The sequence below is a fragment of the Acholeplasma equifetale ATCC 29724 genome (assembly GCF_000687735.1).
Lineage (GTDB): Bacteria > Bacillota_I > Bacilli_A > Acholeplasmatales > Acholeplasmataceae > Acholeplasma > Acholeplasma equifetale.
The window spans coordinates 1-12,979 of the sequence record NZ_JHXL01000007.1; the positions used below are offsets into that span (position 1 = coordinate 1).

12 protein-coding genes and 2 tRNA genes are annotated in these 12,979 nt (G+C 30.2%); 2 read left to right on the forward strand and 12 right to left on the reverse strand.

What is annotated here, in order from left to right:
- The first annotated feature begins 152 nt into the window (after positions 1–152).
- The gene (locus T434_RS06945) at positions 153–1,445 is read left to right on the forward strand and encodes an ISL3 family transposase (RefSeq protein WP_051614399.1); all 1,293 of its coding nucleotides are present in this window, start codon (positions 153–155) and stop codon (positions 1,443–1,445) included.
- A 300-nt stretch (positions 1,446–1,745) separates the two neighbouring features.
- On the opposite strand, the gene T434_RS0104205 is transcribed toward T434_RS06945, so the two are convergent.
- Together T434_RS0104205 and T434_RS0104210 are read right to left on the reverse strand one after the other, a co-directional pair.
- Complete coding sequence (locus T434_RS0104205) at positions 1,746–2,000, reverse strand: hypothetical protein (protein WP_026400037.1); 255 nt, start codon at positions 1,998–2,000, stop codon at positions 1,746–1,748.
- A gap of 158 nt (positions 2,001–2,158) precedes the next feature.
- Positions 2,159–2,980 carry a hypothetical protein gene (locus tag T434_RS0104210; RefSeq protein ID WP_026400038.1) on the reverse strand — a complete coding sequence of 274 codons (822 nt, stop codon included), beginning with the start codon at positions 2,978–2,980 and terminating at the stop codon, positions 2,159–2,161.
- 281 nt (positions 2,981–3,261) lie between these two features.
- Here T434_RS0104210 and T434_RS06950 point away from each other — a divergent pair, with 281 nt between their 5' ends.
- Positions 3,262–3,783 carry an IS110 family transposase gene (locus T434_RS06950; RefSeq protein WP_026400039.1) on the forward strand — a complete coding sequence of 174 codons (522 nt, stop codon included), beginning with the start codon at positions 3,262–3,264 and terminating at the stop codon, positions 3,781–3,783.
- Positions 3,784–4,405: 622 nt separating this feature from the next.
- Here T434_RS06950 and T434_RS0104220 read toward each other — a convergent pair.
- From T434_RS0104220 to T434_RS0104260, 10 genes are all read right to left on the reverse strand, one after another.
- Positions 4,406–4,481: transfer RNA gene (locus T434_RS0104220), tRNA-Glu, on the reverse strand.
- Between the two features lie 4 nt (positions 4,482–4,485).
- Positions 4,486–4,576, reverse strand: a tRNA-Ser gene (locus T434_RS0104225).
- Between the two features lie 60 nt (positions 4,577–4,636).
- Positions 4,637–6,817, reverse strand: coding sequence for a Tex family protein (locus tag T434_RS0104230; protein ID WP_162150723.1), 2,181 nt, complete (start codon positions 6,815–6,817; stop codon positions 4,637–4,639).
- Between the two features lie 50 nt (positions 6,818–6,867).
- The gene (locus T434_RS0104235) at positions 6,868–7,599 is read right to left on the reverse strand and encodes a hypothetical protein (protein WP_026400041.1); all 732 of its coding nucleotides are present in this window, start codon (positions 7,597–7,599) and stop codon (positions 6,868–6,870) included.
- 82 nt (positions 7,600–7,681) lie between these two features.
- Positions 7,682–8,032 (reverse strand): holo-ACP synthase, encoded by a 351-nt coding sequence (gene acpS / locus T434_RS0104240; protein ID WP_035358373.1) that lies wholly within the window; start codon positions 8,030–8,032, stop codon positions 7,682–7,684.
- On the reverse strand, positions 8,029–8,955 hold the full coding sequence (gene whiA / locus T434_RS07920; protein ID WP_162150724.1) for a DNA-binding protein WhiA: 927 nt from the start codon (positions 8,953–8,955) through the stop codon (positions 8,029–8,031). Before whiA ends, acpS begins: the two co-directional genes overlap by 4 nt.
- A 9-nt stretch (positions 8,956–8,964) precedes the next feature.
- Positions 8,965–9,864, reverse strand: coding sequence for a thioredoxin-disulfide reductase (trxB, locus tag T434_RS07925; RefSeq protein ID WP_035358393.1), 900 nt, complete (start codon positions 9,862–9,864; stop codon positions 8,965–8,967).
- An 11-nt stretch (positions 9,865–9,875) separates the two neighbouring features.
- Positions 9,876–11,528: a prolipoprotein diacylglyceryl transferase gene (gene lgt, locus T434_RS07495; RefSeq protein ID WP_162150725.1), complete on the reverse strand. Its 1,653-nt coding sequence runs from the start codon at positions 11,526–11,528 to the stop codon at positions 9,876–9,878.
- Complete coding sequence (gene hprK / locus T434_RS0104255; RefSeq protein WP_035358375.1) at positions 11,518–12,468, reverse strand: HPr(Ser) kinase/phosphatase; 951 nt, start codon at positions 12,466–12,468, stop codon at positions 11,518–11,520. Before hprK ends, lgt begins: the two co-directional genes overlap by 11 nt.
- A gap of 2 nt (positions 12,469–12,470) precedes the next feature.
- Positions 12,471–12,968 (reverse strand): hypothetical protein, encoded by a 498-nt coding sequence (locus tag T434_RS0104260; RefSeq protein WP_026400044.1) that lies wholly within the window; start codon positions 12,966–12,968, stop codon positions 12,471–12,473.
- Positions 12,969–12,979 lie beyond the last annotated feature (11 nt).

Sequence of the window (12,979 nt, forward strand, 5' to 3'; positions counted from 1 at the left end):
AGGTATTTAAAATAGTTGGTGTAAAAAAACACCTTTCAATTAGGTGGTGGTAGTACACCATCTTTTTTAAAGGCCGAAATAAATATATAAAAAATGAAGAACACCTTTTTATAATATAGTTAGTCGTAACTAAAAAAACAAAGGAGTTCTTCATGTATGATAATATCACAAAACTATATAAATTAGAAAACATAAATTCAAAAATAGAATCACTTGATACCACAATAGATGGTGAAGTACTTACACTTCATCTAAAGTTACTAAAAGATAATATAAGTTGTCCACTCTGTCAAACATATCCGATGTATTTTCATGGTTTTAGGTTAAAAAAATTAATCCATAGTGTTTCATTAGAACATCAAGTAAAAATCGCTTATTATGCAAGGCGTTATCGGTGTAAAACATGTAATAAAACAATCTATGAAACAAATCCATTTAATCAAGCTTACGAACGTATTAGTTTAAAAACCAAACTATCCATTCTAGACTATTTAAAAGAAACAAATCATACCTTTACTGACGCTGCTAAAGTTTTTAATGTTTCAATTCAAAGTGTCATCAATATCTTCGATCGTCATATTGAAGTAAGGCGAAGACCACTACCTGAGATCATCAGTATTGATGAAGTGTTTACCAACAAAATGAATAAGTATAAATACGCCTGTGTTCTATTTGATTTTGAAGCATCTAAGTTGATTGACTTAATAGCAACCAGACATAAAAATTATTTACTTGAATATTTTTATAGAATTCCTATTAAAGAACGTGATCAAGTCAAAGTATTCATTATGGATATGTGGGATAGTTATAAACAAGTGGTTTCTAAATGTTTTCCCAAAGCACTCATAGCAATCGATTCATTTCACATTGTAAGGAATTTAAACGAAGCCATTAAAGCGATTAGAATTCGTGTTCAAAACAAGTACTACCTACAAAAAAGCAAGTTAGAGCATAATGATATGTATTATTACATGCTTAAAAAATTCCATTATTTTTTCGTAAAGAATTATGAAGACATATATGATGGTAAAATCAAGATCCACAAGTTAAATGCATATTGGCATAAATCTGAAATTCTAAGAGACTTATTATCTATTAACGATGAATTAACCGAAGCATATCGGTTAAAAGAACGCTATCGAACTTTTAATTTGACAGCTGATTATGAAACCTGTGAAGATGAACTACAAGTACTCATACAAGTATTTAAAAACTCAAAAATAGATGTCTACAGAGCATTTGGTAAAACCATTGATAAGTGGCAACAAGAAATAAGGAATTCATTTATACGCATCAACGGACGACGTGTATCTAATGGTCCGATTGAGTCTACAAATTCTAAAATAAAGACCATCACTAAAACGGCCAACGGTATTAGAGATTTTAGAAGATTTAGAAAAAAAGCATTATACGCAATCAATCAAGATATCCCAATTAAAAACTAGGTTACGACGACAAAAAAAGGCGCTAAAATAGCGCCTTTTGGGTGTACACCAACTAATTGAAAGGTGTTTTTTACACCAACTTTTGGAAAGCCCTATTTGGATTTTACGCCAACTATTTTAAAGGGCCTTAATTTCATATGATGGTGACCCGTAGGGGTTCACATTTTTTTCAGTGTTTATCAGACTAGACTGATATGGATATCTATATTTCACGCATAGGTTTGGTGACCATCGAAGCTTTATACATCTTAGGTTTTAAACTGTCTATCCAATATTAGTTAGCAATTATTATCACAAATACTAAATTTCTATCCTATAGGTCTCTTTCAAATTATTGAATGAACTATATGGTATGTGTTTATCATATTGCATTCTTCCAACAACAATACCGGGATGTATATTTATTAATTTAGCAAAATTGAGATTTTTAGCTGATTCAATTAGATTAATGAGTGAAAATAATTCTGTTGCTTCTCTGTGCCCTAACTTAGCTCTCGCTTGCCTTATGTCACTACATAGTGTTTTAACTTTTTTGTTTTTATAATCTATTTCCATATTATCATATCCCCCACCTTAAGTAGAACATTTTGATTACCTTTTTGGTAATAAATTTTTAATTATAAACTTAAATCATGCAGTGATCCAAGAAAAATGCAAAAAATTAATTCTATCTTTTTATATTATGTATACAGGAAATATCGATACAATCAATACTAATCTATTAGTTCATTGATAATACCGCTTATTGCATCGTAAATATAGTTCTTTTTCTTAAGTGTACATATTCTTTTGTTATCCTCGTTAATTTTTGAAATTAAATTATATTTGTGTTCAAGTTTTTCGTCAAAATGATTATTAATTAACCCGTAGAATATTTTTTCGTCTGTTTTAAGAACCATTTCACTAAGTGTATCATAGAAATCTTGTTCATTTTCTTCTAATCCTTCACATTGATCCCAAAGATTAAAATATGGTACAATCTCGCCTTGGTTAACTTTACTATAATATTCCTTAGACTCTTTATATTTTTTGAAAGATATATTATTCCTCTTTTTAGCAACTCTATTTTGATGAAAAATAGCGAATGACATCATAGACATTGGGATAAAATCTCTAATGTATAATGGTCTTTTTGCATAAACTACAATTCTATTGTCGTCTAATTCTTTTTTTCCAATCCAAAGCAACCTATGTCTAGGTGTATAAATTACCTTATAATCTTTGTTCATGATTCCGCAGTTTCCCTTTTTGTCTACGAACCTTCTTGATCCATCGGGCTCCTTTGAGCTGATCCACTTGTAGTCTGAGTCAAAAACCACTTCAAAGTTTCTGTTAAAAATCCCGGCCTTTCCATTTTTAACGAATCTTCTCGTCCCATCATCTTCGAGTTTGCAAATTGCATCATATTCATTCGGCAACATTTCAATATTGTCGATTTTTAATCCATAATAAATCTTGTTTTTAAAAAAACCTTTTTCGATTATTCTTGTTAGTGCTGCGTTATTCTCATAGTTATTAAAAATAGTTTCTATCATAGCATTATTCTCCTAATATATACATGTAAGACAATTTACATGTTATTTTTTTATTTATAAGTGATTGTCCACTATAATAAACTTATGATGATATCACAGACTAGTTTTCTTTCTTCCTTACAGCGTTTACGACTGGTTAAAAAAGGATATAGCTGTGACTTTAATTAAATATGGTTATGAGTTGGATACAGCATTTTATGACTGGTTATTTCTAATTAGGTTACATTCATTAAAGTCTGCAGCTCTAAGCTTCGTGTTCATCAAAGAAAGGCAGGGATCTTATGATTCTAGTAGGTATTGATGTCGCCTCAAATAAACATGACATCTTCATTATGAATGCATTAGGTGAAGTATTTAATAAACACTTTACAATCGATAATACACGTCAAGGCTATAAAAAACTCCTTGACCAAATTAATCAATTGTTAGAACACCATATCACTGAATCTAAAACCACCCTTTTAAGTATTCCCGGTGTTGGCACCCAAATTGGTGCTATCAATCGTTTCAAATCAGAAGATGCCTTATTAGCATTTGCAGGTCTTGATCCATCTGTTTATCAATCCGGTAATTATGAAGGCAGTTTTAAGATATCAAAGCGTGGATCATCTATATTAAGATGGGCTATCTTTCAAGCTGCTAAGGTAGCGGTTATTCATGACCCCGTTTTTAACGCTTACTATGAGAAGAAAAAATCTGAAGGAAAGCATTACCTAACAATTATTGGCCACGTTACTAAGAAGCTCCTTAGAGTTATTCGTTCCATTTTAAAGAACAATAGTGTATATACTGTTTCTCATTAACCGTATTTAATTATCAAAGATCTAAAATAAGGTGTTCCATAGACATCTGTTTTTAGCATGTCTTTTTATCATTTCAAGTATTATTTGTTAAATACTTGACATCCATCTAATAGTTGGCTAATATTCAACTAGATTCATTTACACATAATTCTTGACACTACCTTAGGTTGACTCTTTAAAAAGCAAATAACACTTTTAAATGCCTTAAAATTCTTATATAGTACGTATATGGATTTACCTATTATGAATATTATACCTTTTTCTAGTTAAAATTTAAACATAGAAATTAAATGGGTAATATCGAGGATAATTTACCACGCGTACCACGGCAAAAACTGTAGTTAAGCCAAAACTTATCTACTCATATGTTCATATTTTTACTACATTTTTCAAACTAAATATGAATATTCTTTATTGCATAATAATTCTGCTTATTTGTATATGTATTTTATGGAAACAGAGTGTAGACCCTAAATGACTAAAAAGATAACTAAAATACAATATTAGACGGGTACATATCAGTTTCAATAACCCAAATTTCTAGTTGAATAATTGTCAACTTCTCAGCCTGAAAAAGAAAAAAAGCCATTCTCTTATTTGAGAATGACTATTCGGCTAGTTATGGTGACCCGTACGGGATTCGAACCCGTGAATGCATGCGTGAAAGGCATGTGAGTTAACCGTTTCTCCAACGGGCCATCATGGCGGAGCGAGAGGGATTTGAACCCTCGCACGGTTTTACCCGTCTAACGCATTAGCAGTGCGCCCTCTTCGGCCTCTTGAGTATCGCTCCATGTAAAGCGTGATAAAAATTCTTCACGCCTTAATATATTAACTTATTTTATAAATATTGTCAATTATTATTTGAAGGATTTATCATAGATAATCCTACTTTTTCTTTTTCTTTATCAATATTGATAACCCAAACTTTGACAATGTTACCAACACTTACAACATCCTTTGGATGTTTAACAAAACTTTTTGATAATTTAGAGATGTGAACTAATCCATCATTCTTAAGTCCGATGTCAACAAACGCACCAAAATCTGTTACGTTTCTTACAACACCTTCTAATTCCATACCTATTATTAAATCATCGAGTGTTAATACATCAGATTTTAAGATTGGTTGTGGATAATCATCACGTGGGTCACGAAGTGGTGATTCAAAAGCTTCTAAAATCATATCTAATGTATATTTATCAGTATTTACTTCTTTCGCAAGTGCTACCCTATCTAATGATTCTGTTAAAAGTTTTATTGTTGGTTTACCAATATCTTCGGGTTGAATATTTAATTTTTTCATAAGTGTTTTTGCAACTTCATAACTTTCAGGGTGAATTGAAGTCATATCTAATACTTCATCACTTTCAGGAATTCTTAAGAATCCAATAGCTTGTTCATAAGCTTTAGGTCCTAAGCGTGGAACACTTAATAAATCTTTTCTATTTTTAAATCCACCAATTTTATTACGAAATTCAATTAAACTTTCGGCAGTTTTCTTATTTAAACCTGAAACATATCCTAATAATGATTTAGATGCAGTGTTTGCATTTACACCAACTTGGTTAACAACTTGTGTAACAACGAAATTTAATGTTTCATCTAATTTTTTAGGTGTCACATCATGTTGATATTGTCCAACACCAATTGATTTAGGATCTATTTTAACCAATTCTGCTAGTGGGTCTTGAAGACGTCTTGCAATACTTGCTGCACTACGTTCCTCAACAGAATAATCTGGAAATTCTTCTCTTGCAATTTCTGATGCTGAATAAACAGATGCTCCAGCTTCTGAAACAATAACATACTTAATATCTAAATTCTCATGTTTAATGAATTCTGCAACAAATTTTTCGGTTTCTCTTGATGCCGTACCGTTACCGATTGCTATTAATTCAAATTTATATTTTTTGTATAATACTTTTAACTTTAAGTGTGATTCAAAGACTAATTTTTCATCAGCTGTTTCACCTTTAGCTTTTTCGTGCGGATAAATCACATCTTTAGCTAAGACCATGCCTTGTTCATTAACAACACATAACTTACAACCCGTTCTAAATGCAGGGTCAATACCTAAAATAACTTTTCCTTTTAGTGGTGGTTGCAAGAGTAGCTTTTGAAGGTTATCTGAAAATACTTCAATTGCTTGGTTTTCTGCAACATCTTTAAGTTCTGAACGAATTTCACGTTCAATAGAAGGTAAAATTAAACGTTTAAGTGCATCTTCGATTGCTTTTTCTAAGTAAGGTGTGCTATTTGAATCTTTTTTAATAACTTCCTTTTTAAGGTAAGTTTCCATAGCTTCTTTTGTGCCTTCTAATTTAACTGTAATTACTTTTTCATCTTCGGCACGGTTAATCGCTAATACTTGATATGGTTTTATCTTATGAATTGGTTGTTCGAAATCATAATAAATTTCATATACCTTTTTAGGATCTAAACTTTCAACATCTTTTTTAGCGTTCGTTTTTAAAATTCCATGTTTAAACAAATAATCTCTTAAATACTTACGATAATTTGCATCATCAGAAATTTTTTCTGCAATGATATATAAAGCACCTTCAATAGCTTCTTCTTTAGTTGACACTTGATTATTTAGATATTTCTTAGCTTCTTCTTCAATATCAAGATTTGTAAAACTATAAATGATATCAGCTAACGGTTCTAATCCCTTAGCAATCGCTTCAGTAGCCTTTGTTTTACGTTTTTCTTTAAATGGACGATATAAATCTTCTACTTCAACTAATTTGGTTGCTTTTAGAATTTCTTGCTTTAACTCTTCTGTAAGCATACCCTTTTCATCAATTAAACGCATAACATCGTCTTTACGTTTTTGAAGATTTTCTTGGTAATCAAAAACTTGTTGAATTTGGAATATTTGTTCTTCATCCATACCACCAGTTAATTCTTTACGATAACGTGCGATAAATGGAATTGTTGCCCCTTCTTTTAATAACTCTAACACGACGTTGACTTTACTAACGGGTAGGTTGAGTGATTTGGCAACCTCTTTAATTAATTCTTCGTTCATAGTACACTCCTTAAGAATAAATAAGGGAAACCTAGATTTCCCTTAATTTTTTACTTTAAACTATTTAATACGTTTGTTAATTTCGTTGCTGTTTTTGGATTTGCATCTACAGCGTCCCATGGACCAAACCATGCTAAATCTTCAGAACGATATACTTCTAACAATACAGGAACATTTTTAGCGCTTGCAGCATCTTTTCCAGCTTCAATTACATTACTCCAGCTAGCATTCGCTTGATCACTAATATCCACAAAGAAGAATGCCATATCACCTAAAGCCATGTAGGTATACTCTTCTTTATTATCGTCTTTAATTTTTACTTCTCTAAGTAAATTTTCATCATCTTTTTTAAGATCATATAATTCATCAACAATACCTAAAACTTCTTTTTGATAGTTAAGAATTGTTTCGCTTAAAATTGATGTGTCTTTTTCAGCAATGAATAAAATATAAACGTAGTCAAAATTATCTAAAGCATGTCTTAAACCAACATGTGAAATCGTTTCATTAGATTGACCGCTTTTCACTTGTTCTACATTAGTAACAGTGACATAGTTATTTGCATGAAATTTAGGTTCGAATCCTTTGTCATCAGATTTTAAAATTGTATCAACAATGAAGTAAATGAAAACAACTAAAATAGCTGCAATCATAACCATTAATACGACTTTAAAAAATAATTCACCTTTTTCGGACTCTTCCTTAACTCCAGTTAAAACAGTTGTTGTTTTTTCTTTTGGAGTTTTGTTGATTTGGTTATTGTTTTTATTGACTCGAGCCATTATTTACACTTCCCTTTTTAAAAATATACCATTTCTATTATAACGAAATAACTTATCTTTTACAATATTATCATATATTATCTTATATTTCTAATATAACAAATGCCATCGCAAGCGATTCTGTGTGAGTTATTGTGATATGACATTTCATATCATTTAAAAACTTAGATATGACATAAGGTGCACCATTTGCATCATTTAAAATTGTAAAATCTTTGAAGTTAGCTGTTTTATCTCCAGACTTAAAACACTTAAAAAGTGCTTCTTTACTTGCAAAACGTCCACCTAAATACGTTAATTTTCTAGCTTCATTCGAAATTAAGTTAAACTCTTTTAATTCAGCATCACTTAATACTTTTTTAGCAAATCTTTCAATTCCTATTTTTTTAATTTTCGCTAATTCAACTAAATCAGCACCAACAGCTTTTATCATTGGCTATCCCTCATTATTTCTTCAGCAATTTCTTTAAGTTTACTAAATCGATGGCTCAATCCTGATTTTGTAATTTTTTCTTTATATTTTTCTTCAAAATATTCTACCAATTCATTGAGTGATGCATCGGGATTTTCTTTTCTTATTTCCATTGCTTGTAAAATTTTATAATCCACTTTAACTCTGCTTTTTTCAATGTAATCTATATATTTCATTTGAATATTTGCAGCTTGAATTGTTTTCTTTTCGTTGGCAATTTCACAATTTAATACGCGATTAATGGAGTTATTAAAATCTCTTTTAATTCTAATATCTTCATATTCAAATACAGTATCTGAAGCACCTATAACTCTTAAGAAATCTTCGATAGATGTAACATCTTTTAAATAACAAATTAAACCATTACGACGCTTTGTAATCTTAGCATTCAATCCAAACTCATTCATAAGTCGTTGTATTCTTAAAATTGAGTCTTTGTTTTCTGAGTAAATTTCTAAATGGTATTCACTTGTTTTGGGATCATTAACAGATCCGGTTGTTAAAAAAGCTCCACGTAAATAAGCTTTTATCGTTTCTTCATTTTGAATTAATAAATCAACTTTATCGTTTTCACCAAACAAAGAATGTTCAACCATAATATCAGAAATTGCTTCTTGAACCCCTAATTGAATTTGATATCCTTTTTTAAAGTTACCTTGTTTTTTTGTAAGTAATGTATTTTCAACTTTATATAAACCTTTAAGTAAACCTAAAAAACGTCTAGCAACCGTAGGGTTGTTTGATTTAAACCATAATGTTTTTACACGTTCACTTATTGCAAGTTCAGTTCCTAATTCAATCATTGCAGAAAATTCTGCTAAAGCTTCTTCTTTAGATGGTTGAATTTGAACCAACTCTTCTTTAACTCTTTTAGCAAAACTCAAGAAAACACCTCATTTATTGATATACTTTAAAACGCTTTGTACGGCTATCGCACCATCATTTGTTGCAGTAACGATTTGTCTTACGTGTTTTTCAATAACATCGCCCGCTGCAAAAATACCTGGGATTTTTGTTTCTAAAAATTCATTTGTTTGAATATAACCTTGATTATTTAAAATTGGTAAGTTCTTTAAAAAGTGAGTTACAGGGATTAATCCTATATATTCAAAGACACCATCAATCTTAATTTCTTTTTCTTCATTTCTATGTTTTACAATAACACTTTCTAATGATTCATTTCCTTTAAATTCTAAAACATTTGCTTCATATAAAACTTCAACATTAGAAATTGTTTTTAGTTTTTGAACTAATGATTTTTCCGCTGTTAAATGATCTAAATTTTGAACAATTGTTATTTTTCTTGCAATACTTGATAAATAAATAGTTTCTTCAACAGCAGAGTTTCCACCACCAACAACTAGCACATCTTTATCTTTATATAGTGCTCCATCACATATTGCGCACCAAGAAATACCACGATATATAAAGTTTTCTTCGCCTTTAACTCTAAGTTTTCTAGGTACAGTACCTGATGCAATTAAAAGTGATTTTGCTTGATAAGAATTTGTTGTTGTTATAACTTCTTTATACTCACCAAAATCTTTAACATCAATAACTTCTTCAAATTTAGTTTCAACACCTAAACTTAAAACATGCTCAAACATACTAGATGCAAGTTCATATCCAGATGCATGCTTAAACCCAGGATAATTATCAACGAAGGCTGTATTTAATACTTGACCACCTGGTGCACCTTTTTCAAATATTGCAACATTCAATTCGGCTCTTTTACCATATATAGCTGCAGTCATACCAGCAGGACCTGAACCAATAATTAATAAATCATACATTTTTTTATCCCTCAAAATAAGTGTAATAAGTTGTCTAAAGTTTCAATCACTGCATCAGGTTTTTGACCTAACAAATCTTCATAATGACTAGACCATGCAACACCAATTGATTCAACACCTGCATTTTTGGCAGCTAATATATCATTAGGATGATCGCCAATATAAGTTGTATTATTTTTACTTATGCCTAATACATCAATTGCAGCTAAAATTGGTTCTGGATGTGGTTTATGTTGATTGACTTCTTCCATACCAATAATAACATCAAAATATTCTAACAATTCATTTTGATTTAATCCAAGTTTTACAAATTCACTTCGTTTAGATGATACAACACCTAATACATATCCACGTTTTTTTAATTCTATTAATGTTTCTTTTGCATGTGGAAATGCCTTTGGTCCTTGTTGATGATGTTTTTTATCATTAATTTTTCTAAAATAACGAATCATTTCATCGCGTTTTTCTTTATTTTCTTCATATTTAGAAAAACTTTCTTCTAGTGTTGGACCAAAGAAGCCTAATAAATCTTTTTCAGTTAGTTTAACTTCTGGTTTATATTTTTTAAATGTTTCAACAACTATTTCAAAAATAAATTCTTTTGTATCAAGTAATGTTCCATCTAAATCAAATAAAATTGCTTCTTTACCATAATCGGTGTAGTAACCATCTTTAGATTTAAAATAAAATCTTCTTAATAAGAATATTGCAACACCTGTTAATATTAAACCAATAGATGTAAGAATTGAAATAGATAATCCTCCTACAGCTAATGGTTCACCACTAAGTCCAGATTCTGAAATTCTTAATAGTTCAACAGGTATACGGCCAATACCATACCAAACTAAATAAAATGAAATGATATCGCCAACTTTAAAAATTCTTTTATGTCTTAATGAAATAATAACAATTAAACCAATTAAATTCCAAGATGATTCATATAAGAAAACCGGATGATGATACACAGGAGGTTGGCTTGTATTGACCATTGTGTCTCCTAATGCAAAATCCATTCTTTCACGAATAAAGTTGGGCATCCATTGATAAAAATTCATCACAGGTCCATAAAGTTCTCGATTAATAAAGTTTCCCCATCGACCAATTGCTTGACCAATCATAAATCCAGGTCCAACAACATCTAATACATACCAATAACTAATCTTTTTCCATCTTGTAAAGAAAATTAAGAATACGACAGTAACAACAATTGCTCCATGTATTGCTAATCCTTGAAGTTGTAATCCTTGATTTGTAATCCCAAAAATTAATAATGGATCACGAATGAATGCATTATTCTGAAGTTGTCCTAAAGACATGCTCTTTAAAATATCTGCGAAAACATACCATAATCTTGCACCTATTATTGCTAGTGGTAATGTATATAACAATCCATCCCATAAAATATCTGGGTTTATTTTTGCTCGTTTAAATTCTAAATAACCTAATATGACAGCATATATAACACCGGTCATAATAAATATTGCATACCAAGCAATACCATTACCATCACCAAAGTTAACTGCAAGATAAGTTGCACGCCATGTGCCAGCAGCTTTAGCTCGATCAAATTGATTATATGTTGCTAAGAATACAAGTAGCATGAAGAAAAGTATCATGCCTAAACCAATTATGTATTTTTCGTACTTTTTGTAACTATTCTTCATCATTATCACCTTTATTTTGTGCTTTTAGAGCCACACTTTTTACTAATGCTTCTGCTGCGTTATATCCTAAATATTTTAGTTTTTGATTCATCGCTGCAGATTCTACTAAGGTAGCTGTATTTCTACCTGGTAGAATTGGAATTGTAATTTTAGGAATATCTGTATCAAAAATCTTATATGTTTCAGTATCAATACCTAAACGATCGTAATTTTTCTTATCGTTCCAATGTTCAAGTTCGATAACTAATCTAATTTTTTTATTTTCTCTAAATGCACCAGCACCTAACATTTGAACAACATCAACAATACCAATACCACGTATTTCTAAATATCTTTCTAAAATTTTTGGTGCTTGACCAATAATAATACCCGGTGCTGTTTCATAAACATCAACGCGATCATCAGCAACCAAAATATGATTTCTTTTAAGTAATTCTAAAGCTGTTTCTGATTTACCAATTCCGCTTTTACCAAGAATTAAAACACCTAATCCATAAATATCCATAAGTGTTCCGTGGATTGTCATACGTGGTGCTAAAGCACTTCTTAAATATGCATAAAGTTTAGAGTTTATTGGTGTTGTACGTTCGTTAGATTTAAATAATGCAACATCATATTTATTACCAAGTTCAATAAAATATTCCGGTATTTCAACGTTTACACTAAAAATAACTGCTGGTGGTTGTTGACTTAAAACCGCTTCAACACGAGATTTTTGTGTTTCTTCGTCTAACAATTTTAAAAAATGAGATTCTTTAGATCCAATTAAAAGAATTCGATCTTTATCATAAAAATCTAAAAATCCTGCAAACTCAACACCTGGTCTTGCAAGCATTTCAACATATACTAATCGATTTTCTCCACCAAAACCCCCAACTAACTTTAAGTCTAGGTCCTTAGCAATTTTTTTCACTGAAACTGATCTTTGATTTTCTTTCATTTTTATACTCCTTGTATAAATCTTGATTTTCTAATATATACATTCAAGATTGATCTTAATACGGTAAATGCAATTGTAAAAAATACGACATTTAATGGATCAATTAAAAAATCAAAATCATTAACCATTAAACTTACAACAAAGAAAATAGCAACATTATAAATAAAGAAAATAAAACCAAATGAACGAACAATATACTTAAACATATACTTTAAACTCAAAAGTTTGATTGGTATTTCAATAAATGTATATAATGTTATCGCTATAAAGAAGGCTTCAAACGAATACACTTCAACAAAAGATACCGTGATACGAGATAATCCAATTATGATTGCAGCTACTAATAAATTCGTCATTAATGTTAATAAAATGTGCATACCAAATCTTTTGTGTAGTAAAAAGCCCATCTGAAAACTTATATTTTTAGGTGATGTTTGTTCTTTAATAAGTTTTTCTATTTCTTCTTTTAACTTATCATCATCATTTTGATTGTCGTTCATCGTCTTACCCC